25 protein-coding genes are annotated in these 23745 nt (G+C 63.5%); 10 read left to right on the top strand and 15 right to left on the bottom strand.

Going from position 1 to position 23745, the window contains the following annotated elements:
- Nucleotides 1-4: 4 nt before the first annotated feature.
- Nucleotides 5-679: a hypothetical protein gene (locus LZ536_RS07570; RefSeq protein ID WP_249847800.1), complete on the bottom strand. Its 675-nt coding sequence runs from the start codon at nucleotides 677-679 to the stop codon at nucleotides 5-7.
- 640 nt (nucleotides 680-1319) lie between these two features.
- Here LZ536_RS07570 and LZ536_RS07565 point away from each other — a divergent pair.
- A complete protein-coding gene (locus LZ536_RS07565; protein ID WP_249847799.1) occupies nucleotides 1320-1727 on the top strand; it encodes a MerR family transcriptional regulator in 408 nt (135 codons plus the stop codon).
- 90 nt (nucleotides 1728-1817) lie between these two features.
- Nucleotides 1818-2369 (top strand): PAN domain-containing protein, encoded by a 552-nt coding sequence (locus tag LZ536_RS07560; RefSeq protein ID WP_249847798.1) that lies wholly within the window; start codon nucleotides 1818-1820, stop codon nucleotides 2367-2369.
- A gap of 175 nt (nucleotides 2370-2544) precedes the next feature.
- Here LZ536_RS07560 and LZ536_RS07555 read toward each other — a convergent pair whose 3' ends face one another.
- The 3 genes from LZ536_RS07555 to LZ536_RS07545 form a co-directional block, all read right to left on the bottom strand.
- The gene (locus LZ536_RS07555) at nucleotides 2545-3018 is read right to left on the bottom strand and encodes an RcnB family protein (RefSeq protein ID WP_249847797.1); all 474 of its coding nucleotides are present in this window, start codon (nucleotides 3016-3018) and stop codon (nucleotides 2545-2547) included.
- A gap of 240 nt (nucleotides 3019-3258) precedes the next feature.
- On the bottom strand, nucleotides 3259-3693 hold the full coding sequence (locus LZ536_RS07550; protein ID WP_249847796.1) for a cupin domain-containing protein: 435 nt from the start codon (nucleotides 3691-3693) through the stop codon (nucleotides 3259-3261).
- 108 nt (nucleotides 3694-3801) lie between these two features.
- A complete protein-coding gene (locus tag LZ536_RS07545) occupies nucleotides 3802-4731 on the bottom strand; it encodes a hypothetical protein (protein WP_249847795.1) in 930 nt (309 codons plus the stop codon).
- A gap of 198 nt (nucleotides 4732-4929) precedes the next feature.
- Between LZ536_RS07545 and LZ536_RS07540 the strand changes: the two genes are divergently transcribed.
- The 4 genes from LZ536_RS07540 (at nucleotide 4930) to LZ536_RS07525 (ending at nucleotide 8601) form a co-directional block, all read left to right on the top strand.
- Nucleotides 4930-5073 (top strand): hypothetical protein, encoded by a 144-nt coding sequence (locus LZ536_RS07540; protein ID WP_249847794.1) that lies wholly within the window; start codon nucleotides 4930-4932, stop codon nucleotides 5071-5073.
- Nucleotides 5074-5159: 86 nt separating this feature from the next.
- A complete protein-coding gene (locus LZ536_RS07535; RefSeq protein WP_249847793.1) occupies nucleotides 5160-6068 on the top strand; it encodes a sulfite exporter TauE/SafE family protein in 909 nt (302 codons plus the stop codon).
- A complete protein-coding gene (locus LZ536_RS07530) occupies nucleotides 6065-6826 on the top strand; it encodes a TIGR02186 family protein (protein WP_249847792.1) in 762 nt (253 codons plus the stop codon). The genes LZ536_RS07535 and LZ536_RS07530 overlap by 4 nt, the downstream gene beginning before the upstream one ends.
- 83 nt (nucleotides 6827-6909) lie before the next feature.
- A complete protein-coding gene (locus tag LZ536_RS07525) occupies nucleotides 6910-8601 on the top strand; it encodes an ATP-binding protein (protein WP_249847791.1) in 1692 nt (563 codons plus the stop codon).
- Nucleotides 8602-8610: 9 nt separating this feature from the next.
- Here the strand turns inward: LZ536_RS07525 and LZ536_RS07520 are convergent, their stop codons facing one another.
- The 7 genes from LZ536_RS07520 to LZ536_RS07490 all read right to left on the bottom strand — a co-directional run bounded on the left by LZ536_RS07520 (nucleotide 8611) and on the right by LZ536_RS07490 (nucleotide 15399).
- Nucleotides 8611-9123 (bottom strand): hypothetical protein, encoded by a 513-nt coding sequence (locus tag LZ536_RS07520; protein ID WP_249847790.1) that lies wholly within the window; start codon nucleotides 9121-9123, stop codon nucleotides 8611-8613.
- 584 nt (nucleotides 9124-9707) lie between these two features.
- Nucleotides 9708-11081 carry a glycosyl transferase family protein gene (locus LZ536_RS07515; RefSeq protein WP_249847789.1) on the bottom strand — a complete coding sequence of 458 codons (1374 nt, stop codon included), beginning with the start codon at nucleotides 11079-11081 and terminating at the stop codon, nucleotides 9708-9710.
- Nucleotides 11082-11237: 156 nt separating this feature from the next.
- Complete coding sequence (locus LZ536_RS07510) at nucleotides 11238-12521, bottom strand: SAM-dependent methyltransferase (protein WP_249847788.1); 1284 nt, start codon at nucleotides 12519-12521, stop codon at nucleotides 11238-11240.
- Between the two features lie 58 nt (nucleotides 12522-12579).
- On the bottom strand, nucleotides 12580-13734 hold the full coding sequence (gene rlmN / locus LZ536_RS07505) for a dual-specificity RNA methyltransferase RlmN (RefSeq protein ID WP_489146318.1): 1155 nt from the start codon (nucleotides 13732-13734) through the stop codon (nucleotides 12580-12582).
- A gap of 58 nt (nucleotides 13735-13792) precedes the next feature.
- Nucleotides 13793-14278, bottom strand: a complete 486-nt coding sequence (locus LZ536_RS07500) for a hypothetical protein (protein WP_249847786.1) — start codon at nucleotides 14276-14278, stop codon at nucleotides 13793-13795.
- Between the two features lie 42 nt (nucleotides 14279-14320).
- Nucleotides 14321-14509 carry a Flp family type IVb pilin gene (locus LZ536_RS07495; RefSeq protein WP_249847785.1) on the bottom strand — a complete coding sequence of 63 codons (189 nt, stop codon included), beginning with the start codon at nucleotides 14507-14509 and terminating at the stop codon, nucleotides 14321-14323.
- Between the two features lie 194 nt (nucleotides 14510-14703).
- Entirely contained in the window at nucleotides 14704-15399 is a 696-nt protein-coding gene (locus LZ536_RS07490) for an EF-hand domain-containing protein (protein ID WP_249847784.1), read from the bottom strand.
- A gap of 124 nt (nucleotides 15400-15523) precedes the next feature.
- Between LZ536_RS07490 and LZ536_RS07485 the strand changes: the two genes are divergently transcribed.
- Genes LZ536_RS07485 through LZ536_RS07475 form a run of 3 tightly spaced genes read left to right on the top strand, consistent with a single transcriptional unit; the run spans nucleotide 15524 to nucleotide 19394 of the window.
- A complete protein-coding gene (locus tag LZ536_RS07485) occupies nucleotides 15524-16750 on the top strand; it encodes an argininosuccinate synthase (protein WP_249847783.1) in 1227 nt (408 codons plus the stop codon).
- Between the two features lie 2 nt (nucleotides 16751-16752).
- Nucleotides 16753-18318: a hypothetical protein gene (locus LZ536_RS07480; protein ID WP_249847782.1), complete on the top strand. Its 1566-nt coding sequence runs from the start codon at nucleotides 16753-16755 to the stop codon at nucleotides 18316-18318.
- Nucleotides 18315-19394, top strand: coding sequence for a glycosyltransferase family 2 protein (locus LZ536_RS07475; protein WP_249847781.1), 1080 nt, complete (start codon nucleotides 18315-18317; stop codon nucleotides 19392-19394). Before LZ536_RS07480 ends, LZ536_RS07475 begins: the two co-directional genes overlap by 4 nt.
- Here LZ536_RS07475 and LZ536_RS07470 read toward each other — a convergent pair.
- Nucleotides 19290-19715 (bottom strand): GtrA family protein, encoded by a 426-nt coding sequence (locus LZ536_RS07470; protein WP_249847780.1) that lies wholly within the window; start codon nucleotides 19713-19715, stop codon nucleotides 19290-19292. The two genes, LZ536_RS07475 and LZ536_RS07470, sit on opposite strands and share 105 nt — an antisense overlap.
- The gene (locus tag LZ536_RS07465; RefSeq protein ID WP_249847779.1) at nucleotides 19712-20458 is read right to left on the bottom strand and encodes a class I SAM-dependent methyltransferase; all 747 of its coding nucleotides are present in this window, start codon (nucleotides 20456-20458) and stop codon (nucleotides 19712-19714) included. The genes LZ536_RS07470 and LZ536_RS07465 overlap by 4 nt, the downstream gene beginning before the upstream one ends.
- 83 nt (nucleotides 20459-20541) lie before the next feature.
- Between LZ536_RS07465 and LZ536_RS07460 the strand changes: the two genes are divergently transcribed.
- A complete protein-coding gene (locus LZ536_RS07460; protein WP_249847778.1) occupies nucleotides 20542-22314 on the top strand; it encodes an AcrB/AcrD/AcrF family protein in 1773 nt (590 codons plus the stop codon).
- 31 nt (nucleotides 22315-22345) lie between these two features.
- Here LZ536_RS07460 and LZ536_RS07455 read toward each other — a convergent pair whose 3' ends face one another.
- Nucleotides 22346-23098 (bottom strand): anti-sigma factor family protein, encoded by a 753-nt coding sequence (locus LZ536_RS07455; protein WP_249847777.1) that lies wholly within the window; start codon nucleotides 23096-23098, stop codon nucleotides 22346-22348.
- A complete protein-coding gene (locus tag LZ536_RS07450; protein ID WP_249847776.1) occupies nucleotides 23098-23739 on the bottom strand; it encodes a sigma-70 family RNA polymerase sigma factor in 642 nt (213 codons plus the stop codon). The genes LZ536_RS07455 and LZ536_RS07450 overlap by 1 nt, the downstream gene beginning before the upstream one ends.
- Nucleotides 23740-23745 lie beyond the last annotated feature (6 nt).

The raw sequence follows: 23745 nt of genomic DNA, 5'->3' as shown, positions 1-23745 counted from the left end.
TAAGCTAGGCAGACGCTGCCATTTCCGCGCCTTCAAGTTGAAGAGCCGGAACGCAAATACGCTCAACGATGGTGACAGTCTCTTTTACAGCCTCTGACACCTCACTTGTTTCACCCGCCCTTGGCTCGACTTCGGACATTGCGCGGCGGATTTTCTTTGTGAATTCCGCGTCATTCCCGTTCTCATCATCGATGTAGGCATCCACGTACGTCTGAACGATCCAAAACTGATGGTTTAGCTTCTCAATGGCCGCTTCGAGTTCCTCGCCGAAGAGGGCACGTGCCATTGGCAAGCATTCATCCAGAGCAAGACGCTCGTCCTTGGTCCGATTTAGCCGGTCATAATAAGCCTGAGCAGTGACTAAGCGCTTTTGGCGCGCTTCAGTTGCGCGCTCCCAATCAGGATTCTCTTTTAGCTTCGCCTCTGCTGCGCTGAGTTCGTGTGCCCACACCATTACACCGCGGATGTACTTAATGGCTCGTCGACCTTTGTACACGGCTGTAAGTATTCTCTCAGCGTTGTCCGATCGCCGTTCCGCCAGCTTTTGCGCCTTCCAAGTCCCTGTCGCCTTGAGTGTTCCCCAAACGACGGCTGACACGCCCGCGATGGTGCCGAGCCCTTGGAGCATCGAACCTGTCGCGGCCCAGTCAATTACCGCTCCGCAAACTGTATTCGTCATACGCCGCGACCCATACCCAGCAATTTCGTCTCTGGTTCAGGATGAAATGAATGCCCGCAGATTGCAAAATTGCCGGCTGCATCGGTGCCCGTGGCGCTCGGCGCGGAGTGAATCCGCGCCGTAGGTCCTGTCGCGGCGAGCCGCGCAGGCCGTCCGGCTGGCGCCATCTCTGCGCGCTAGGTCGCGATTGCCTCGCAATCGCTCGCTTGCGCTCGGTGGCGCCTAGCGCCCTTTCGTCGAAGGGTTGGCGGCGATGACTTTCACCTTTTCCTTCTTGGGCTTGCGGGCTTCCTTGTTCTTCTTGACTTGGCCTTTGGCCATGATCGGTCTCCTCCCACGCTCAGGCGTGCACCCGCCTTTCATAACCGCCCGCCGGCTCGCCACCTAGCCCCGAATGGTTGGCTGCTGCGCTGGTGCAACCCGGTTGATCAGCCGCCGCCCGGTTTTGCCGGGCGGCGGCATCACCATTCAGCAAGCGCAATTCTTGCAGGTGCAGGGCTTGCACTTGCAGCCACCGCGCGTGTCGAGCTTGGCAGCCTGGACCTGCAGCTCGCTAAGATAAGTATTGGAAAGCATCTCTTTTCTCCTTCCGTCGCGGCGTTGATTCGCCGTGGACAAAAGGACTATTAACCTCCGTACCATGGTACGGAATCAAGCAGGAAATTCGGACACGATCGGCGGGCTCGCCAAGGCGGCGGGCGTGGGCGTCGAGACCGTCCGTTATTACCAGCGGCGCGGCCTGCTCCCCGAGCCGCCACGGCCGCATGGCGAAGTGCGCCGCTATTGCGACGAGGATGTCCAGCGATTGAAGTTCATCCGCTCGGCCCAGGCCGCCGGTTTCACCCTTGCCGAGATTGGCGAGCTCATCGCGCTCGATGCGTCGGACGACCGCGCCCGCGCCCGCGAGCTTGCCCAGGCCCGGGTCGCCGCCATCGATGAGAAGATCCTGGCGTTGCAGGAAGCCCGCGACGCGCTTTCCGGGCTCGCCACCGCCTGCGCCAAAAAGCGCGGCGGGCCCTGCCCGATCCTTGGCGCCTTCGACACCTGAACCGGAGCCGGAACGCGGCGAGCCTATCTTCCCGCCTCTTTTTTGATAGAATGAGCGCGCTCGGGAACCGGCATTGTGGGGGGAATCGCAATGCAAACCGTTTTCGTGAGCGCTGGAATCGTCTTCATGGCCGGGGCATTGATCGGAGGCGGCCTCAGCGCCTTCGGCGTCACCTTGCCTGCATTGTCCTCGATCAAGCGGCAGGCGCTGCTGTTCGCGCTGGGCGGGGTGTTGCTCGTGCTCGGCCTCTACTCGCCCGCGATCAACCCCAAGCATGACCCTGACGAAAGCCGGAATTCGACCGACGCGCAGAACCTGAACGAGAACAACACGCAGGAAAATGCGACGTCGAACACCGATGGCGGAACCGATCAGGACAATTCGACCGAGGTGCAGGACAACACATCAACTGATACGGGCGGCACAATGGGGCCGCTCGAACAAGGCGTGAACCGGGATGCCCACGACCTCAGCAACATCGGAAAATACGCGGCCAACGCCTATGATTGCTCGGAGCTTTGCCGGATTGAAAAGCGCTGCGTGGCGATGACCTATGTGATTTCAAATCGCACTTGCTGGCTGAAGGGCGTGGTCCCGCCGCAGTCACCCAATGCCGATATGATTTCGGCGGTGAAGGACTAGCCATCGGCCTAGGTTCAGGCCGCTGTTCGCTGTCCTACACGCGCGCGGTCATGCATCGAGGACACGGCTCTTTCGCACCCTGCGCTCCTTCGCACCCGCCACCGCCGCCAGCCCGCTTAAGTTCACAGATTCTGGTCGTCCACTCCATGACATCAGTGAACTTTAGGCTGAAAACTTAGTCGAATACGCCGTAGCGGACGTCGACGACGCGGCCGGTCGCCACCTGCACCAGCAGCAGGTCTTCGCCGTACCGCACCCACTGGTGGCCAGCCAATGGTGCCGCCAGGCCGAGCGCCCGCCAGCCGCTGTAATAATAGGCCGAGGTCAGGAACGGCCGCGGCATGATGTAGCCGACGGCGCGGCGGCCATAGGCATAGCCGTGCGGCCAGGCGTAACGCCCCGCATGGACGCGGTTGCCGTGATAGACATGGACGTCGCGGTCGACATTGACGTTCCGGTTCACGTTGACGTTGGTGTTCTTGTTGACGTTCGTGTTGCGCGTGCCGCGGTTGGTATTGCCCGCCTTGTTCACCGTGGTCGCCTTCTGGGTGCCCTGCCGGGCCCGCTGCTGGGCATCGCCGGCGCTCGCCAGTGCGATCAAGGATGCGAATGTCAAAGCATAGCCGATACGGGCTGGGAGTTTCGTCATGGGGATCTCCTTCGCGGTCAGGGCTAGGCCGCTGTATAGGGCCCCGCCATCAGGGAGACTCAGGAGCCGTCCGTCGTTTTTCCTGTCCTACAGGTGGCACTGGACGCCATTGAGAGGGCGCTCTTTCGCATCGCCCGCCTCCACAATGTGCAATTTTCCAACAGCCGCAAATGATCCGAAAAATGGTCGCTGATCCCGAGACTTTAGCGACTTTAGTGACCTTAAGGCCGCCTTTTCCCGTCAGGCGCCCGGCTCCCAGTCCGGCGAAGCCAGCTCGAAACCACGGAATTCGAACGCCGGCGCGACGATGCAGGAAATAAGGGCGTAGCTAGCCGCGCCGCCGACCGGCTCTGCCGACTGCCATTGGCCGGCGGGGATGATCGCCTGCACCTGCTCGCCGTCCGTGACGCGCCCGCCAAGCCTCACCGTCCGCACCGGCCCGGCGTCGCTGGCGGCGATCCTCAGCTCGACCGCATCGCCCGCGTGCCACAGCCAGACTTCATCGGCGTCGACCCGGTTCCAGTGCGACCGCTGGCCCGGCTGGATGACATAGAGCACCGCGCTCGCCGCCGCCCGCTCGCCCTCCGTCGCCTCAGCCCGCCAGGTCTCGCGGTACCAGCCGCCTTCGGGATGCGGCGCCAGTTGCAATGCCTCGATTAGCTCGTCCGCCGTCATGCTCGCCCCCATGTCGAATCGCTCCGAAATCATGGCGCCGCGATCCGCGCAAAGCAAAGCGCCGCCGCCCGGATGGACGACGGCGCTCCGCCACTGCTCGCCGGGAGATCAATATTGGAAGGCTGGCTGGCCGCTCGGCTGCCCGAACCGGAACGCCGACACCTTCGAGTCCGTAAATGGCGTACTCGCCTTCCGCGCCGGGGCGGCGAGCGCCGGAGGAAGGGTCCCGCGCCGCTCCATCTGGTCCATCGCCCGGGCCCGTTTCAGCCGCTTCTTGAGCGACAGGGAAGGATTGTCCTCGGTCGGGCCCTTGTAGGCCGCGACAGTGCGCGGGCTCGACCCGGCAGGAGCATCGAAGCTCGGCGCCACCGTTGCCCCCGCAACAGGAGGCGCGGCGACGGGCGCCGCCGCTCGAACAAAGCCCGGCTCCTTCGTCACCGGTCCATCGGCGGCGACAATGCGATCGTCCGGGGCGGTTGTGTCGCGACGGCGCTGCCTGCGGCCGCTGGCGGCTGCGGCAACACCGACCCCGGCCAAAGCGAGCAGGCTCAAACCGGCACCCGCCGCATAGGGCAACATATCGGGGTCCGTCAGCGATTGGAGCGACGTCGTCGGAGCCGCCTGCTGCGGTCGCGGCGCGGCTTTCGGGGCGGCCGCCATGCTGGCCAGTGGCACGGCGGCTGTGCTTTCGGCGTGCGTTGCCACCGGGTCCGCGGCCGGGGCGGGTTCGCTCTTGGCGGCAATCGGGGCCGGAGCCTTCGCGGCCACCTTGGGGCTAGCCTTCACCGGCTTGGCCGTCGTGACGGCCTTGGCTTTGGTGCTTGCCTTGGGCTTGGCCGACGGCTCGGGCGCCGTCGTGGTCGACTCCGGCGCGTCGGCCGTCGGCGCGAGCGGGTCTGCGGTCGTCGTCGTTGCCGAAGTATCGGCCGCCGTGCTTTCGCTGGCGGCAGTGTCCTGCGCAACCAGCGGGGTTGATGAAAAGGCGAGGGCCGCGGCAATCGCGGTCCCGGCCAGGCTAAGCGTCTTGCGTGTGTACATCATGCCCAACCAACACGCGCACCTGCGAACTGGTCGCAGCGTTTAAGGCAAGCCGAAACGATACGTCGACGAACTGAAAAAACCAAACAATATTAGAGACTTAGATCAGTTATCATCCCGCCAAGTGGCTGATTTTGCAGGGAGTTTACGGCCATGCCGTCGGCAGCCTTTGCCACCGCCAGGCGTTGAAGCCGCGCTATGATCAGAAAACTGAAATCGGGCGAGTATCGTCTCTACTCACGCAAGAAGGGCTCCGACGGCAAGCGCAGGAACCTCGGCACCTTCTCCAGCCGCGCCGCGGCCGAAAAACATGAACGCGAGGTCCAGTTCTTCAAGCGTTAGGCAGTGCTGGATCAATAGCCGTCGGCGGTGCCCCCAACGCCATGCTGGCCTGCGGCGAAGCGAGCGGCTAGCGTGCCGGGCGCGACATGGACATTTACCTTCCCATCGCCGGCCTCAGCGTCAACGCGGTCTTCATTGTCGTGCTTGGGTTCGTGGTGGGCCTGCTGTCGGGCATGTTCGGGGTCGGCGGCGGCTTCCTGACAACGCCTTTGCTGATCTTCTACGGCATCCCGCCGACGGTCGCGGTCGCATCCGCCACGACGCAGATTACCGGGGCAAGCGTCTCCGGCGTCGCTGCGCACTGGAAACGCGGCGGCGTCGATTTGAAGATGGGCGGCGTCATGATCGCCGGCGGCCTCGTCGGATCGATTGTCGGCGCCATGCTGTTCCGGGTGCTTCAGAACAGCGGCCAGATCGATCTCATCATCGGCTTTCTCTATGTCCTGTTGCTAGGCTCCATTGGCGGTTTGATGCTCAAGGATGCGATAGTCGCGCTTGGCTGGGTCCAGCAGCCCGAGGCCAAAACGCAGCCACGGCACAACAAATGGGTCGCATCCCTGCCGCTGAGGTGGCGCTTTTATGCGTCCGGCCTTTATATTTCACCGCTGGCGCCCATGGCGCTTGGTTTCGCCGCCGGCATGCTAACGGTCCTTCTGGGCGTCGGCGGCGGTTTCATCCTCGTTCCCGCCATGATCTACCTACTCGGCATGGCGGCGCGGGTTGTGATCGGGACCAGCTTGATCATGATCCTCGCGGTCAGCGCGGTGACGACGTTCGTTCATGCCGTGACGACGCAATCGGTCGATATCGTCCTCGCCGGCCTACTTCTCCTCGGCGGCGTCATCGGCGCGCAATATGGCGCCCGCCTGACGACTCGGCTGAAGCCGGACCTTCTTCGGTTCGCATTGGCCGTCATCATCTTGGGCGTGGCCTTGCGCATGGCTCTCGGCCTCGCCTGGCGGCCAGATGAAATCTACACGGTCTATTACCTATGAGGCGGGGGGCCTTTTTCCTCGCCCTGGCAGCGCCGCTCTTGGTCGGAGCGTCGAAGCCGGTGCTGGTGCCAGACGTTTCCTCCCGAGCGATCGAGATCCGTTACAGCTTCAGCGGCGCGCAGCTGCTGTTGTTCGGCGCCATCCTTTATCCCGGTGGGCGGCTGCCTTCGAAGCGGGCTGACATTGCAGTCGTCGTCAAGGGCCCGGTCCAGCCGATCGTCGTCCGCGAAAAACACAAGATCGCCGGCATCTGGATGAATGCCGACAGCCACCGTTTCCGGTCGGCCCCAAGTTTCTACGCGATCGCCTCGTCGCGGCCGGTGGAAGAACTCATCGATGACCGCACGGCCGCCATCTATGAACTGGGTCTCGACAACCTCCAATTGTCTCCGGGCGGTGGCGCGCTGCCCGACAAGGAACGCCGGTTCGAAGCCGGGTTGCTCGACCTCCGCAAGCGGCAGGGCCTGTACCGCGAGAATCCCAAGGGCGTGGAGATAGCTGAGGGCGTTCTCTACCGGGCCCGCATCGACATCCCCAGTCAGGTGCCGGTCGGCACCTACACTGCCGAAACCTTCTTGATCGACAATAACCGCGTTGTCGCCGCCGCAACCCGGGAAATCGAAATCGGCAAGTCGGGTTTCGAGCGCTACGTCGCCTTGGCGGCGCGACGCCACTCCATCGTCTATGGCCTTGCCGCGATGATCATGTCGCTCGGTCTCGGCTATGCCGCGGCATGGGCCTTCTCGCGCCGGAGCTGAAGTGAAGTAAGCCAAATCTTAACCGGCTTTCGATATGCCGACGCCTTGATTGTTTCCGGAAGTAGCAAAGGCGTCGTCAAGCAATGAACGAGCAACCGAACCTGCAGCAGTTCGTCGATCATCTGTCGAGCTATAGCGATGACAACGCTCAGACGGGCGGCCGTGTGCCCGGACCGTCCAGCTCGGTCGGCGAAATTGGCACCGTACTCGAAATCGCGGGCTCGGGCTCGCGCATCGCGATGAACGTCGCCCAGCTCCACGCTTTGGCGGAGCATCAGGATCCGTCCATCGCCATGGCTGGTCAGGTCGGCAGCCAGGTCAAGATGAAGGTCGGTAGCAGCTGGCTGATCGCCAACGTCCGCACCCTGCGCGCCGACGATAGTGACGATGGCGTCATCGCGCACGTCGACTTTCTCGGCGAAGGCCAGAACGCGTCGGGTGGCCGCATGGTCAACTTCCGCCGCGGCGTCACCCGCTATCCCATTCCCGGAAGCGCCGTTTTCCCGGTTTCGACCGAAGACATGCGCGCCATCTTCGCCGCCGACGACAGCCCGCACGTCGAAATCGGGACCGTCTATCCGACCGACGACATCCGCGGTGCGCTCTACGTCGACCCGATGCTCGGCAAGCACTTCGCGGTCTTGGGTTCGACCGGTACCGGTAAGTCGACCAGCGTTTCGCTGATCCTGCACCGTATTTCGGAGCTGAGCCCCGAGGGTCATATCGTCATGATCGACCCGCACGGCGAATATTCGGCTGCGTTCAAGGATTGCGGCGAACTGTTCAATGTCGACAACCTACAGCTGCCCTACTGGCTGATGAATTTCGAGGAACATTGCGAGGTGTTCCTCACGACCGATGGGGCCGAGCGGCAGCGCGATGCTGACATTCTCGGCAAGATCCTTCTGGCCGCCCGCACCAAGGGCAAGAACCTCGAGCAGTACGGCAAGGTGACGGTGGATTCGCCGATCCCGTACCTGCTCACCGATTTCAGCCAGATTCTGACGGCGGAAATGGGTAAGCTCGACCGAGCCGGCGACACAACGCCCTATCAGCGACTGAAGAACAAGCTCGACGAGCTCCGCGCCGATCCGCGCTACACTTTCATGTTCTCGGGCATGCTGGTGTCGGACTCGATGGGCCCGTTCCTCGCCAAGCTGTTCCGCCTGCCGGCACACGGCAAGCCGATCTCGATCGTCGACGTCTCGGGTGTTCCGTCGGAAGTCACCAGCGTCGTCGTCTCGGTGCTCGCCCGCATGGTTTTCGACTATGCGATCTGGAGCCGCACCGAAGCGCAGAGGCCGCTGCTTCTGGTCTGCGAAGAGGCGCACCGTTACGTCCCCAAGGACGAGAATTCCGGCGCCCAGGCGGTCCGCAAGATCCTTGAGCGTATCGCCAAGGAAGGCCGTAAGTACGGCGTCAGTCTTGGTCTCATCACGCAGCGTCCGTCGGATTTGGCCGAAGGCGTGCTGTCGCAGTGCGGCACGATCATCTCCATGCGCCTGAACAACGATCGCGACCAGGCCTGCGTCCGCGCCGCCATGCCGGAAGGCGCCCGCGGCTTCCTCGATGCCATCCCGGCGCTCCGCAACCGAGAGTGCATCGTTTGCGGCGAAGGCGTCGCCATTCCGATCCGAGTCCGCTTCGACGATTTGGAGCCTGAAAAGCGGCCGGCCTCGTCCGACCCGAGCTTCGCGGCCCTGTGGCGCGAGACGGGTGGCGAAGAAGGCATCATCAGCCGCACCATCAAGCGCTGGCGCGGCCACGGCCGCTAAGCTTCTCGCTTAGAAATCACCGGCAATCGTCAACGCCGGGCCTGATGCCGGCAGGGCCTCACCAGCCACCCGCTGGCGATAATCTGCATGCAGCCGAATACCGCGACGGACATTCATGGTCAGCCGCGGTCCGGCATCGACTCGATATAGACCGGGCTGCACACCTCCCCAGACGCCGAGCCCGGCGGAGAAGTTCTTCCACACTGGCCGCGTGATCGTCGCGCCGCCGTCGAAGAAATAGTCGCGGCTTTTGACGCCGACGACACCGCCCTGGGCATAGAGGTCGAGGCTGCCTATTCCCAAGACCGGCGTTTGATAGAGGCCACCCTCCGCGAAGAGGGCAAAGGCGCTACGCCCGCCCCATTGGTTCAGCGCCTGCCGCCTCTCGAAATTCAGTGCAACCGGAACATTGGCCAGCGGCTTCCAGCGGATTCCTGCCGCCGCTTCTGCATAGCGAACGCCACCGACCGAGCCGCTCGATCTTAGTGAAGCCGACAGCGACGGAGTGAAATTGTACGACAACCGCGAACCGACTTGACTGCCCCCAAGCGTTCCGCCGGTTGCGAGAGCGCCGGGTCCGGGGCTTCCGCGCAATAGGGCCCAAGCGGTCAGTTGGAGGCGATCAAGGCGCTTGAGCAGCGGCGGACGGACGCCAGCAGGCGCAGTGTATGCAGGGGCAGGATCACTCCGCGTTCCAACCGCTGTCGAGGCCATTTGCGTTATGGGTGTCGGCTCTGAGACTGCCCAGCCATCGTAGAGATCCCGGGGAGTTGGGGCGACCTCATCCCATGCCGACGGGCGAGTTTTCGGTGTGGCCGTCACCTGTGCCGGTGCGGGGTAATAATAAGGAATAGCCACCGGCTGAGGATAGGGCCCGTAGGGTGGATAACCCGGATAAGGGCCATTAGCGTTGCCGGCCATTACGACCGGCTCCATCGGCGGCAGCGGCGGCGTAAAGTGGGTTTCCTCAACCGGTGGCAGGCGCGTAGTCGCGGCCTCGGCCGGTGGCGAAATAGTTGAGGCAATTCCCGGGACCATACCCAGACTTGCCGCGCGAACCCCCGCCCAAGCGAGGACTGCCAATCCCAGAAACCGGATCGATGAACTCATGATGCAATCTCCTCGGCCGGAAAGATGTGGCGGGTCTTGTCCCAGCTCTTGGGACCGCCGCTGGCATGCAGGAATAGGGCGCGCTTGACCGCCAGGATGGCGATCAGGTTGCCGACCAACAGGCGCGGGATGGACACCAACCCCTGTCTCAAACCGTAGTTGGCAGTGACGAAGCCGGATCGCATCAGCACACGCCAACCAAGCAGCCACGCATTAATCGTGAGCAGCGATTTCAATGCGGGCGACAAGCTTGGATGCGCAGGAGCCCCCAGGCTCCTGGCAAGGCCGAGCTGGATCCAGATCAGAACGGCCGCGTAGCCGGCGACCATCAGCAATGCCGCCAGTGGGCCACGGCGATCGCGCATCCGCATCCACCGCTCGCCCAGCCCGCCCCGCCAGCCGAGGCGGTCCCAACCGGCAAATGCAATGCCGCCAACCCAGCGCGCCTTCTGGCGTACGGCGGCGTCGAAGCTGGCAGGGAAATGACCACGGCTGGCAACGACGGCATTGCTACCTGTTCGTGCCGGGATTCGGACGAACATGGTTTTGAGGCCGAGCGCGCCGAGACGGAGCCCCATCTCGTAATCCTCGGTCATGCTGGTGCCGATGAAGGGGCGGCCTTCCTGGATGGCGGCGAGCCGGGCCAATGCGTTCCGCTCTATGGCGCAACCTACGCCCGCCAGTGGAATTGCTGCGCCGACGGCTTCACGCACCACCAATTCTTTGCCGTGGCTTTCGGCAAATTCGTCGCAGTAGTGGCCGCTTACCCAGGTCGACGATGGATCGACGAGCGGCTGGACTGGGAGCTGGATCAGGGCGGCCCGGTCGATGAGCTGGTCGAACAATGTCAGCTCGAAGGGGTGAACCACATCCTCTGCGTCATGGAGCACGACTGCAATCGGTGAACGGCCGGTCCCTGCCTCGTAGGTGAGAAGGGCATCGTAAAGGTGGTTGAGGCAGTCGGCCTTGGTGGTGGGGCCGTCGGACGGCACTTCGACTGCTTCTATTCGCTTGTCGGCCACATTGACGATCGCCGCCGCCGTCGCGAGATCGTTGCGATAATAGCCGACGAATATCCGGTAGTCGGGATGATCGAAGCGCTTGAGGGTCGACTTCAGCATCGGCCCAATCACCAGACTTTCATCCCATGCGGGGATGAAGATGGCGATGAAGCGTGGCTTCCAAAGCATGGCGATGCTGGTCGCGAAGGCGCGCGGGTAGCGGGTGTAGATTGTCATTGCCCGCCACGCACGGCGAGCAAAGTAAATGAGGTCGACGGCCAGGTCGTCGAGAGCAAACAGCAGGAAGCCGACAGCAGCAAACAGCATCAGCTCCGACGCGGCGTCGGCCAGCAGGAACGCGGACGTCACGCGAAGCTGATCAGGGCGTCAGGCAGCTAATTTTTGGTGGAATACACTCGGACATGACAGGCCTCCCACGGCAGCGCAACAATCCGAGCGCGGGCTTCATGTCACATCGCCAAATCGACCGCAAGTACGACCGTTATGGCTGAACTTTGATTTACTCTACACCGCCTCTTTTGTCCGCCGGCTGCGCGGGGCCTTTACGGTTGCTTTCGTGGAAGGTGCACCAAGCTCCCGATATTTGGCCTCCACTTCGGCTATGTAGTCACGGGTGATCGGCAAGGCATTGCGATCGCGGACATATTGCAGCTGGTAATTGCACATCGACCCGGACTCGAAGGCGACGACGCCGCCGGACAAATAGAATTCCCACATGCGGTAGAAGCGCTCGTCGTACAGCTTGACGATCTTCGCCTTGGCCTTCTGCGTCCGCTGCAGCCAGTGACGCAAAGTATAGGCGTAATGCAGGCGCAGCGTCTCGATATCAGTGGTGATGAGGCGGAATTTCTCGGTCGAAGCGGCCATCGATGAGATCGACGGCAGGTGGTAGCCGGGGAAAATATATTTGTCGGTGAACGGGTCGGGCGCGTTCATCGACTTGCCGAGCTTGCCGATCGTGTGCAGCAGCATGACGCCATCAGGCTTGAGCAATTCGCGGCACTTGCCGAAAAATTCGTCGTAATGCGCGCCGCCGACATGTTCGAACATGCCGATCGAGACGATGCGGTCGAACTGGCCTTCGACATGGCGGTAATCGATCAGCTCGAACTTGACCTGGTCGGCGACGCCGGCTGCCTCGGCGCGTTCACGAGCGACCTTCAGTTGCTCCTCCGACAACGTCACACCGGTGACGCGGACACCGGCGACCTTGTTGAGGAACAGGGCCGTTCCGCCCCAGCCGCAGCCGATGTCGAGGACATGCTGGCCAGGCTCCAGCGCCAGCTTGGCGGCGATATGCGCCTTCTTGTCGAGCTGCGCCTGCTCCAGGCTGTTCCTGGGGTCGGTGAAGTAAGCGCAGCTGTACTGCATGTCGTCGTCGAGGAAGAGGCGGTAGAGGTCATTGCCGATGTCGTAATGGTGGGCGACGTTCTTCCGCGCCCGCTTGGCGACATTCTTGGCGCGCCACAGCTTCTTCCAGCGGCTCTTGCCCTTGCCGATGGCCTTGCGGCCTGCGCTTGCATCCTCCCAGGGGTTGGCGGCAGTCGCCAGCTCCATCAGGTCGAGGATGGTGCCGTCCTCGATCGTCATCCGGCCGTCCATATAGGCCTCGCCAAGGCCGAGGCGTGGATTGCGGGCGATGGCGAAGGCGGTCTTGTTGTCGGCAAGGCGGACGGTGACGGTCTTGCCGCCGCCGGGTCCGAATTCCAGCCTCTTGCCGCCGGGCATCAGCAGCACCAGCCGGCCTTCACGGATGATCTTACCGACCAGCTTCTCGATCAACGCCATGCAAATTCCCCGAATGATTTGTTGTCGGATGCCACGGCGTCAGTGCGGCGGCAATCGGTCAGGCGGCTTCGCGGGATTTGCGCTTGCGCTCCGCGGCCGTCTTCAGCTGCCCGCAGGCGGCATCGATGTCGCGGCCGCGCGGCGTACGGACCGGCGCGGAAATGCCGGCCTCGAAGACGATGTTGCTGAAGGAACGGATTCGCTCCTCGCTCGAACATTCATACGGCGCACCGCCCCAGGGGTTGAACGGGATGAGGTTCACCTTCGCCGGCAGCTTGTACTTGCGGATGAGGCGAACCAGCTCGCGCGCGTCTTCGTCGCTGTCGTTCTTGTCCTTGAGCATCACATATTCGAACGTGATGCGGCGGGCGTTATTGGCGCCCGGATAGGCGGCGCAGGCCTCAAGCAACTGGTCGATGCCATACTTGCGGTTCAAGGGCACGATCTCGTCGCGGATTTCCTTGGTCACCGCATGCAGAGAGACGGCAAGGTTGACGCCAATCTCCTCGCCGGCGCGCGCCATCATCGGGACGACACCTGACGTCGAGAGCGTGATGCGACGCTTGGAAAGGCCGAGGCCGTCGCCGTCCATGACGATCTTCAGCGCGTCGCGGACATTGTCGAAATTATAGAGCGGCTCGCCCATGCCCATCATGACGATGTTGGTCAGCATGCGGCCTTCGGGCTGGCTGGGCCATTCTCCGAGCGCGTCGCGGGCCAGCATCACCTGGCCGACGATCTCCGCCGGTTCGAGGTTGCGGACCAGCTGCATGGTGCCGGTGTGGCAGAAGCGGCAGTTCAAGGTGCAGCCAACCTGGCTGGAGACACAAAGCGTGCCGCGATCGGCGTCGGGAATGAAGACCATCTCGAACTCATGGCCGTCGTGGGTCTTCAGCAGCCATTTGCGGGTGCCGTCGTTCGAAACCTGTGCCTCGACCACTTCCGGCCGCGCGATTACGAATCGTTCTTTCAGCCAGGGCCGCTGCGTCTTGGCGATATCGCTCATCGCGTCGAAGTCGGTGACTCCGCGATTGTAGATCCAGTGCCAAATCTGCTTGGCGCGGAGCTTGGCCTGCTTCGGCTCGAGCCCCGCATGCTCCAGCTCGGCGCGCATGGCGTCCTTGCCGAGCCCGATAAGCTCGACCTTGCCGTCGGCACGCGGAACGGCCGCGCGCGGCACGGGCACAGGGTCAACGGGCCCCGGAATGGGCATCAGGTCGGTGTCGGCGCTCATGGATTGCCGCCCATGTAGTGGGAATGTGGCGGAATTTCTACCGGGGTAGCGAGCAGGCCGCCGCGGCCGCGTCGATTGCGGTTGGGGCGCCTTCGAGCAGATAGCGATCGGACATGCGGCGACCGCCTATGTCGCGCGCTTCCACCCTCAGCCCGCTCGCCGCACGCATTGCAGCGATAATCGCGGCTTCCTGGGCAGAATCCTTGCTCCAGGCAGAAGCGCCGCTCGCAACCAGCATGAAGGGCTGGTCACCAATCGTCAGGATTACGCTTGAGCGTGGCCTGACGGGACGCCGCAGCTGCGCGGAGAACTGCCCGTGGCGAGGGCCTGATCGATCGAAGGCGATTGCGGCGAACGGCGCCAACTCCTGCTTTTTCGCAGGCAAGAGCGGCTGCGCGACCGCCTCACAGGATTGGCCGCGATCGAAGCTGGCCCAGCTACCGCCCGAGGCCAGCAGATGTGACGGCGCAGCAGCCGCAGCGGTTGCGAGCATGCAGGCTGACAGGACGGCGGCGCGGATCATGACCCGACGGGTGTCGGGGCAGGCGGTCAACAGGTCAAGCGATCAGCAGTTGATGTTGGAAGCGACGGTGCCCGCCACGCAGCCGTTCGGCTCGCCCAGCGAGTCAGTAATGGCGTTGCCCAGCGACAAGGCACCAAAGGTCAGAGCGGCCCCTAGGATGGCGAGGACGAGCGCATATTCTGCTGCCGCAGCGCCCGACTCGCTCTTCCTGAAACGCCGATGCTTTTTCATCGCGCAATCCCGCTCTCGCCGATGGATTCTGGGCGCCAAAAGACGCCCTGCCCCGCTGCGCTTTCATTAATCAGAAGTCAAGTAATTGAGTTAATAAGACTTAAACAATTTGTCCCGCCTTGGGAATCGCCGTGAGTGCAAACGAAAAGGGCCCGGCCGGAGCCGAGCCCTTTGTCTCAAGCGGGTCGAGAGGTTCAGCCGGCCTTCGGGGCGCGGCGCTTCTCGATGAATTGCATCCGCATCTGCTTGCGCTCGTCCGGCGTGATGCGGCCGTCATGGTTGGCGTCGGCCATGTCGAAATGCTTGACCGCGGCGTCGGTCGCCTCCTGAAGCGAAACCCGCCCGTCACGATTGGCGTCGGCCATTTCAAACATCTGGCCGCCCATCATGCCGCCGCCCATGCGATGCATGCGCATGCCTTCGTGCGGCATGCCCGGAGGTGGCGCGACGCCTTCCGGAAGTGGATGGCCGTCCTTCAGGACGACGCGGCGCTCGATGCGCTCTTCGTGCGCTTTCGAGAATTCGTCGCGGCTGATGCTGCCGTCCTTGTTCGTGTCGAGGCGGTCGAATGCGGCGTTGGGGTCGCGCGTCTTTTGCGTCCATTCCATGCGACGCGCGCCGCGGTCGGCGAACCTTTCGCGCATATGATCGCGCATCGCGGCATGACCGGCCTCGGCTTCTTCCTTGCTCAAGAAGCCGTCCTTGTTCGTGTCGAGCTGCGCGAAATGCTCCCGAACCTTGGCGACCATTTCATCGCGGGTATCGATCCGGTCCGCCATCGGCCGGTCGGGGACGGCTTGCGGAGCCGGCGCGGGCTGGGCGACGGGTGCCTGGGCAATCGCTGCGCCCGCAAGCACGATACCGGCGGCGCCGATCAGAAATTCCTTCATGGAGACCTCCCACTCAAAAGTCCGCACGAAGGGATAATCCGCCATTCCTGTATCCCGCTTGAATGGGAAGTGAAGGGGTGGCAATGGCGCGCGGCCCCATTTCCCAAGGAGTTTCACCCCCTCGATGAGCGAATCGATTCGCCGCGTCGTCCTCGCCTTTTCCGGCGGACTCGACACCAGCGTCATCCTGAAGTGGCTACGCCAGACCTACAATTGCGAGGTCGTCACCTTCACCGCCGACCTCGGTCAGGGGGAGGAGCTGGAGCCGGCGCGCCACAAGGCGGAGCTCATGGGGGTCAAGCAGGAGCACATCTTCATCGACGACCTGCGCGAGGAATTCGTCCGCGACTACGTCTTCCCGATGATGCGGGCGAATGCGCTTTACGAGGGGCTCTACCTGCTCGGCACTTCGATTGCCCGGCCATTGATTGCCAAACGCCAGATCGAGATCGCCCACCAGGTCGGCGCCGATGCCGTCTCCCATGGCGCTACCGGCAAGGGTAACGACCAGGTCAGGTTCGAACTTGGCTATTATGCGCTCGATCCGGACATCAAGGTCATTGCCCCCTGGCGCGAATGGGACCTCAACAGCCGCACCGCACTGATCGACTTCGCCGAAAAGAATCAGATCCCGGTCCCCAAGGACAAGCGCGGCGAGAGCCCGTTCTCGACCGATGCCAACCTTTTGCACACCTCGTCCGAAGGCAAAGTGCTCGAAGACCCGTGGCAAGAAGTCCCGGACTATGTCTTCTCGCGCACGGACGATTTCGTATCCGCACCCGACAAGCCGGAAGAGATCACCGTCGAGTTCAAGGGCGGCGACGGCGTCGCACTTAATGGGAAAGCACTTTCGCCGGCGGCCCTGCTGACCGCACTCAACGACCTTGGCCGCAAGCATGGTATCGGCCGGCTCGATCTCGTCGAGAACCGCTTCGTCGGCATGAAGAGCCGCGGCATGTATGAGACCCCGGGCGGCACCATCTACCATGCCGCCCACAGAGCCATCGAGCAGCTGACGCTCGATCGCGGCGCCATGCACCTCAAGGACGAGCTGATGCCGCGCTACGCGGAGCTCATCTATAACGGTTTCTGGTTCTCGCCGGAGCGAGAGATGCTGCAGGCAGCGATCGACCACAGCCAGGCGAAGGTCGAGGGCACGGTGCGGATGAAGCTCTTCAAGGGCGCGGTCCATGTCACCGGCCGCAAGTCGCCGCAAAGCCTCTACAGCGAGCGCGTGGTCACCTTCGAGGACGACGCCGGCGCCTACGACCAGCGCGATGCCGAGGGCTTCATCAAGCTGAATGCCTTGCGCCTGCGGCTCCTGGCCCAGCGCGACAGAACGCGCGGCTGACCTTGGAAGCTGCAGCGCCGCCCTCGCTGCCAGGCCCCCGGCCCTGGTGGGAAACGCGCTGGTTCGTCGCGGCGATGATCCTCGCCGCCGTTATTCCACTGGCCTATCCGCCGGTTCCGCCCCTGGTCGACCTGCTCGGGCACATGGGCCGCTACACAGTCCAGCTCGACCTTGCTTCGTCGCCCGAGCTGCAACGCTTCTATGCCTATGACTGGCACCTGATCGGCAATCTCGGCGTCGACATACTCGTCATTCCGTTGAGCAAGTTGTTCGGGCTGGAAATGGCGGTGAAGCTCATCGCCATGAGCATCCCGCCGTTGACTGTCGGCGGGTTCCTCTGGGTCGCGCGCGAAGTGCACAACCGCCTTCCGCCGACCGCCGCATTCGCGCTTCCCTTTGCCATCGGGCATCCCTTCCTGTTCGGCTTCGTCAACTTCACCTTGTCGATGGCGCTAGCTTTTCTCGCTTTCGGGCTTTGGCTGAGGCTCGGGCGCCTCGGGCGGACGACGCTGCGGCTGGTGCTGTTCGTGCCCATCAGCTTCGTTCTCTTCTTCTGCCATACCTTCGGCTGGGGCACCTTGGGATTGCTGGCTTTCTCAGCCGAAGCCGTCCGTCAGCACGACAAGGGAGTGGACTGGTGGAAGGCCGCGCTTAGCGCTGCCCTCCATGCCGTGGTCATGGCTGGCCCAGTGGTGGTCATGCTGACCTGGCGGAGCACGGTGCAGAGCGGAGGCACGGCTGACTGGTTCAACCTGCCCGCCAAGGCCAGTTGGATCATGATGTCGCTGCGCGACCGCTGGCAGTGGTTCGACTTTGCCTGTGTCGCGGCCTTACTGGCCGTCATTGTCGAGGCACGACGGCGCCCCGAGCTCACTTTCTCTCGCAACCTGGCGTTTTCCGCCCTGGTGTTGCTCGCCGGCTTCATGATTCTGCCACGGATCGTCTTCGGATCAGCTTATGCTGACATGCGCCTGGCGCCGTTCATGATTGCCACGGCCATCCTAGCCATCCGTTTCCGGACGGAGACGGTGATGCCGTTGGCCCGAAAGCTCGCCGTGCTGGCCGTTGGCTTTTATGCGCTGCGCATAGTCGCCACGACAATCAGCCTGGCGATGGCGTCAAACGACCAGGAAGCAAAGCTTGATGCGCTCGACCATGTTCCGCGCGGCGTGGCGCTCGTCAGCCTCGTCGGTCAGGAATGCAAAGCCCTGTGGGCATTGCCCCGCAACACGCATTTGCCGGCGATGGCTCTCGTTCGCCGGCATGCCTTTTCCAACGACCAGTGGACCGTCGAGGGCGCAAACTTGCTGTCGGTCCGCTACAAGGCAGCAGGGCATTTCACCGCCGACCCATCGCAGATCGTACGGCCGGCCGAATGCGAGAGTAAGGAGGCGTGGGCGGCCGAGCGCGCGCTCGCTGCGATCCCAAAGGGCGTCTTCGATTATGTCTGGCTGGTCGACGTACCGCCAATCGACCCACGGTTGGTTGATGGGATGACTCCCGTCTGGCGCGGGCCGGGCAGCCTGCTCTATGCTATCGGCAAAACCGGGGATCAGCCGAAACCATGACCGCCTTGTCGATCGTCGTCCCCTGCTTCAACGAGCAGGAGTGCATTGCCGCTTTGTACCAGCGGCTGACCAAGGCCGCGAAGTCGGCGGCCGGTGGTGATTATGAGATCGTCCTCGTCAATGACGGTTCACGCGACCGCACCTGGCCGATGATGAAGGACCTGGCGGCTGCCGATCCCCGGCTGGTCGCCATCAATCTGTCGCGCAACCATGGGCACCAGCTGGCGCTGACCGCCGGCCTGGACCTTTGCCGCGGTGACACGATCTTGATCATCGACGCCGACCTTCAAGACCCGCCAGAGCTGCTTCCGGCCATGATCGACACGATGCAGCGCGAGGGCGCAGACGTCGTTTATGGCCTGAGGACCGCGCGCGCCGGCGAGACCAGGTTCAAGCGCGCGACGGCCCACGCTTTCTATCGCATGCTGGCGCGGGCAACCGATGTCGACATCCCCGTGGATGCCGGCGATTTCCGACTCATTAGCCGCCGCGCGCTCGACGCTTTGCTGGCGATGCCGGAGCAGGCGCGCTTCATTCGCGGCATGGTCGCTTGGATTGGCTTCCGCCAAGTGCCCTTACCCTACAACCGCGATGAGCGCTTCGCGGGGACGACCAAATATCCGCTCAGGAAGATGATCCGTTTCGCGCTCGATGCGCTGACCGGGTTCTCGTCGGCGCCGCTGAAGATTGCGAGCCATGCCGGCCTGTGGCTCTCGATCGGCTCGGTGCTGCTGGTGATCTACATCCTCGCCGGCTGGCTGTCGGGCCGTGCCATTCCCGGCTGGACGTCGCTGATGCTGGTCGTTGTCGCCATCGGCGCGGTGCAGATGTTCGTGCTGGCGATGATGGGTGAATATATCGGCCGGCTGTACAGCCAGTCGAAACAGCGGCCGCTCTACATCGTCCAGGAAATCGAGGGGGGTGGAATAGGCCAGCCGCCGAGCCACGAGCGTGGGCTCGGCATCGTCGCCTCAGCGAAAGGTCCAATGGCGGTGAAGCCAAAAGGTCATCAGCGGCGTCAACGCGATGTTGGGAACGATCGGCCACCACGTCGGCCCAAGAAGGCGCTCCACTAACAGCCAGACCCAGAAGCTGTTGAGCAGGTATCCGACGATGTTGACGACGACGAAGCGGGTGCCGGTGGCGGCGTGATCGTCCCGTGTCCCGTGTCCGGCGAAGCTAATCCAGCCATGGGCGAAATAGCCGACGACGACACCAACGATCCAGGCGATGGCGATGGCGACGAGTGGCGACGTTGTCCGGGTTTCGGCCAGAACGTAATAGATCGCCTGGCCGCCGATGGTAATCAGCGCGCCGATGACGCCGTAGCGGATGAGCTGACCGAAGGCGGCGCGGGCCTCCGGGTCGGCCATCGCGCGGTCGATATGCTTCTTCACCTCTTCAGCCGTGCCTCGATGGTTGCCTTGGCCATGGCCACAGGCTTGACCAGCGAGGTCGGGATCAGCCTCACTGCTGCCCGGCGCAGCATCCAGGCGAAGTCGCCGCCGATTTCGAGCGGCTGGCTGTCAGGCACGCGGCTCGCCAGCATTGCCTTCGACAGCCGCTTCTGGCCCGCCGCATTGGCATAGACGTAACTGTTGAAGCGATACCAGGGCATGACCTCGCTCTGGCCCTGGAGCTTTGGCCGGACGAAGTCGAACGCCGCATAGCCGCGCGACGCGAACTTCTCGCGCCAATATTCGGGCGGCTGTTCGTTGACGTGATGTTCGCCACCCTGGTGCGGGACGGCGGCGGAGAAGAGGATGACGTCGCCGTGGCGGGTAAGGTTGTCGACGAAGAGCTCGGCCTTACCCTCAGGCAAGTGCTCGGCGACTTCTAGGGTCTGCACCAGGTCGAAGCTCTTTTTGAGATCGAGCGGCGTCGAGAGGTCGTGGGCGCGGAAGTTCTTCTTCGGGATCGCCAGCTGGTCGGCCTGGACATAGTCGCCATCGACCGCCACTACAGTCTTCACGCCTGCCGCCAGCCATTCTGCAGCCCAGGCACCGTGGCCGGCGCCGACATCGAGCAGGCTCGTAATTTTCATTTCCGGCAGGAGGATCGAGGCGACGGCGCGCGCCGACCGTCGCGACCCGGCGTCGATATAGGAATAGAAATCGTGGGAATATTCGTGGTCGCTCATCGTCTGCCGCTTGTCCTAGGCTCGGGCCACGCTAGAGCGCGAAACAGCGAAGAGCGCAAGAACATGGGGTCGGCCAGGCGTTTATGGAAAAGCTCAAACAGGTTTTCGACCGCCGCTGGCGTCTGTTGCTGCTCATCGCCTGGGCGCTGTTCTGCGCCTGGCTGATCTATTCGCGCTGGAATTACATCCGCGGCTTCATCCTCACCGATACCGACGACAATATGCGGATGAGCCAGGTCCGCGCCTGGATGAACGGGCAGGGCTGGTTCGACCTTCGCCAATACAAGATGAACACCCCCTACGGCATCAACATCCACTGGTCGCGTCTGGTGGACCTGCCGATTGCCGGGCTGATCCTGCTTGGCCGGTTGTTCATAACCGGCCCCCATGCGGAGCAGATGGCGGTCGCCGTCGCGCCGTTGATCCCGCTGGCGCTGATGATGACGTCGCTCAGCCTGATCATCCGTCGCCTGGTGGCGCCGGCGGCATGGCCGCTGGCAATCGGCTGCCTGTTCTTTGCCGGCTCGACCATGGGCATGTTCCAGCCAACTCGGATCGACCATCACAATTGGCAGTTGGCCCTGCTGGCGCTCGGCTGTGCCGGGATTGCCGACAAGAAGCGCGCCCGCGGCGGCGTCGTGCTTGGCATCGCCACGGCACTGTCGCTCAGCATCGGGCTGGAGATGCTGATCTATCTGGCGCTCGGCGGCGTGACGTTGGTGCTGTTCTGGATTTTCGACCGGGACGAAAGGCGGCGGCTGGCGACCTATGCCGTGACCTTGGCGGGCGGCACCGCGCTCGGCTTCCTCGTCTTCGCCTCCTACGCCAACCGCGGGCCGGTCTGCGACGCACTGTCGCCGGTCTGGATGTCCGATGCCCTGCTCGGCGGCGCGCTCCTGCTCTGCCTTGCCTCCTGGTCGCCTGTGAAATGGCAGATCCGGCTCGGCGCCGCAGCGGCCGCCGGAATCGCGATCGCCGCTTTCCATGCACTCGCCTGGCCGCATTGCCTGTCGCGGCTCGAAGGCGCTTCGCCGGAGCTTTATAAGCTCTGGCTCAGCCATGTCCGTGAGGCGCGGCCGATCTACGCGCACGGCTGGCGGACGGCGACATTCACTTTGGCGCTCCCGATTGCGGGGGCCATCGGCTGGGCGCTGCTCGTCTGGGAAGCTCGGCGCGACTGGAGCCGCCTGCTCAAGGTCGCCGGCGTCGCATTATCGGCGATCGCGGCAACCCTGCTGCTCTTCTGGCAGACGCGCACAGGGCCGGCGGCGCAGATGCTCGCCATTCCCGGCGCTGTTGCGCTCGTGTGGACCTGGGCGCCGCGTGCCTTCGCGTCGAACAACACGATCGTACGGGTGTTTGGGACGACGTTGATCGTGCTGGGCGGGCTAGGCGCGGCGGCCCCGATCATCCTCGACCAGATCCCCGACAAGACCCAGACGCCGCGCGACAAGAAGATCGGGCTGGCCAACAACCTCTGCCCGTCGCTGTGGGCGATGAAACCGGTGGCGCAGCAGCCGCAAGGCATCGTCTTCACCTTCGGTGACCTTGCCCCGCGGCTGATCACCGTCACCCATCATTATTCGATCACCGGCCCCTATCATCGCAATGGCACTCAGATCATCGACATGATGCACGCCTTCATGTGGTCGCCGGACCAGGCGCATGCGATCATCAAGAAGTACCGGTCCGATTATGTGCTCGTCTGCCCGATGATGAGCCAGTCGACCCTGTTCAAGTCGGACGCCCCGAACGGCTTCTATTCTCAGCTCGACAAGGGAAAGATCCCGGCCTGGCTGCAACCGATCGACCTTGGCAAAGGCAGCCCGCTGAAGATGTGGAAAGTGGTCGGCTAGAGGCCGTTCGCAACGTTCACACGGCTTCAGCTCACCGTCCCGCCGTGTCCGATCGTTGCCGGTAGAGGTTTTCGAACTGCCGGAGCTCGGCCGACGGAATGTCGGAAATCGCGGCGAAGCGAAGTCCGTCCGTGCTCCATTGGTCAAGCGCGAAGCCGTTTTCGACCTTGTTTCGGCCGCGCGCGGCGGAGGCTCTCCACACGTACACATTCACCGTGTGGAGCCGGCGCTTGTAGACGATTGCCGCCGCCGTCTTGCCGTCGATGGAATCGAGCCGGCCGCCGACGAGCGGGAAGCCGCGGTCCGAAAGGTCCGGCACCGGCGGCGCGAAATCCACCTTGCCGTTGAACCACGGCTTCACAACGTGCTGGTTTGCCGTCTGCACGTCGATGAGATGGCCGGGCTGGAGAGAGCGCACGTGGCTCGAGACAAGCTGCTGCTCGAGTGCCGCCTGCCCGGTAGCAGGGAGGAACGTCACCATTGCGAGCGAGGCTGCGATCGCACCGCCGAGACCTGGCGCAAGCCAGGCCGGCAGCCTGTTCTCGTTCGCCGCCCTGGGCGAAAGCTCGGGCATCGCGCCGATCCGCTGCCGCAGCGAATCCGGAGCGGCATGGCGAACGCCGTCGCTCCGCATGAGGTTGTGCAGCGCCTGCAGACGCTCGAGTTCCTCGCGGCAGCCTTCACAGCGCAGAACATGCGCCTCGACCATCGCGACGTTCGCCGCATCGAGCTCGTTGTCGACAAGACCGCCGAGGAGCAGCTCCTGATCAGCGCACGCAACCATTACTTCACACTCCTAGACTGCTCGTCGCCGTTCCTTCCGGCGGGCAACAACTCCTTTGCCAGCATGGCCCGACCTCGCGCGAGGCGCGACATGACCGTACCGATCGGCACGCCGGTGACTTCGGCGATTTCAGCATAGGACAGGTCCTCCAGCTCCCGCAGCACGATGGCTTCCCGGAATGGCTCGGGGATAGCCTCGATCGCTGCCCTGACCTGGCCGATTTCGGCCTTGCGCAACACCTCGTCCTCCGGACTCGGACCGGGATCCGGCTGATTCTTGACCAGGGCCGCCGCTTCTTCGCCTAGGCTGCTTTCGTGGACGACCAGTGACACTGCTCCGCCCGGCGTCTGTGCGCTCCGGCAACAATTACGAACGATCGCGAACAGCCAAGCCTTTGGCGACTCTCCCCGGAACTGGGCGAACGCACGGAAGGCCCGCAACAGTGCGTCCTGCACGACATCTTCGCTGAGCACGGGGTCGCGCGTGAGATAGCGCGCGAGGTTATAGGCCCCGTCGAGGTGGGGCAGGATCAGCTGGTTGAATGATTGCAGATGTCCGGCGCCGGGCAGGGACGCTCCCGGCACCGGACGGTTGCTAGTCGCCACGCGCGGCGTGAAGAGGGTGGGGGCAAAATTCCTCACGAGCTG

It is taken from the genome of Sphingomonas alba (genome assembly GCF_023516555.1).
GTDB classification, from domain to species: Bacteria; Pseudomonadota; Alphaproteobacteria; order Sphingomonadales; family Sphingomonadaceae; genus Sphingomicrobium; species Sphingomicrobium album.
This window is presented reverse-complemented; position numbering and strand designations above follow the sequence as displayed.

Bases quoted from the DNA above. Each gene is read 5' to 3' on its own strand.
- LZ536_RS07570 (WP_249847800.1), bottom strand. From the start codon at position 679: ATGACGAATACAGTTTGCGGAGCGGTAATTGACTGGGCCGCGACAGGT.
- LZ536_RS07525 (WP_249847791.1), top strand. From the start codon at position 6,910: ATGAACGAGCAACCGAACCTGCAGCAGTTCGTCGATCATCTGTCGAGC.
- LZ536_RS07510 (WP_249847788.1), bottom strand. From the start codon at position 12,521: ATGGCGTTGATCGAGAAGCTGGTCGGTAAGATCATCCGTGAAGGCCGG.
- LZ536_RS07475 (WP_249847781.1), top strand. From the start codon at position 18,315: ATGACCGCCTTGTCGATCGTCGTCCCCTGCTTCAACGAGCAGGAGTGC.
- LZ536_RS07460 (WP_249847778.1), top strand. From the start codon at position 20,542: ATGGAAAAGCTCAAACAGGTTTTCGACCGCCGCTGGCGTCTGTTGCTG.
- rlmN (WP_489146318.1), bottom strand. From the start codon at position 13,734: ATGCCCATTCCGGGGCCCGTTGACCCTGTGCCCGTGCCGCGCGCGGCC.
- LZ536_RS07455 (WP_249847777.1), bottom strand. From the start codon at position 23,098: ATGGTTGCGTGCGCTGATCAGGAGCTGCTCCTCGGCGGTCTTGTCGAC.
- LZ536_RS07465 (WP_249847779.1), bottom strand. From the start codon at position 20,458: ATGAGCGACCACGAATATTCCCACGATTTCTATTCCTATATCGACGCC.
- LZ536_RS07495 (WP_249847785.1), bottom strand. From the start codon at position 14,509: ATGAAAAAGCATCGGCGTTTCAGGAAGAGCGAGTCGGGCGCTGCGGCA.
- LZ536_RS07550 (WP_249847796.1), bottom strand. From the start codon at position 3,693: ATGACGGCGGACGAGCTAATCGAGGCATTGCAACTGGCGCCGCATCCC.
- LZ536_RS07540 (WP_249847794.1), top strand. From the start codon at position 4,930: ATGATCAGAAAACTGAAATCGGGCGAGTATCGTCTCTACTCACGCAAG.
- LZ536_RS07530 (WP_249847792.1), top strand. From the start codon at position 6,065: ATGAGGCGGGGGGCCTTTTTCCTCGCCCTGGCAGCGCCGCTCTTGGTC.
- LZ536_RS07485 (WP_249847783.1), top strand. From the start codon at position 15,524: ATGAGCGAATCGATTCGCCGCGTCGTCCTCGCCTTTTCCGGCGGACTC.
- LZ536_RS07545 (WP_249847795.1), bottom strand. From the start codon at position 4,731: ATGTACACACGCAAGACGCTTAGCCTGGCCGGGACCGCGATTGCCGCG.
- LZ536_RS07565 (WP_249847799.1), top strand. From the start codon at position 1,320: ATGGTACGGAATCAAGCAGGAAATTCGGACACGATCGGCGGGCTCGCC.
- LZ536_RS07535 (WP_249847793.1), top strand. From the start codon at position 5,160: ATGGACATTTACCTTCCCATCGCCGGCCTCAGCGTCAACGCGGTCTTC.
- LZ536_RS07500 (WP_249847786.1), bottom strand. From the start codon at position 14,278: ATGATCCGCGCCGCCGTCCTGTCAGCCTGCATGCTCGCAACCGCTGCG.
- LZ536_RS07560 (WP_249847798.1), top strand. From the start codon at position 1,818: ATGCAAACCGTTTTCGTGAGCGCTGGAATCGTCTTCATGGCCGGGGCA.
- LZ536_RS07490 (WP_249847784.1), bottom strand. From the start codon at position 15,399: ATGAAGGAATTTCTGATCGGCGCCGCCGGTATCGTGCTTGCGGGCGCA.
- LZ536_RS07555 (WP_249847797.1), bottom strand. From the start codon at position 3,018: ATGACGAAACTCCCAGCCCGTATCGGCTATGCTTTGACATTCGCATCC.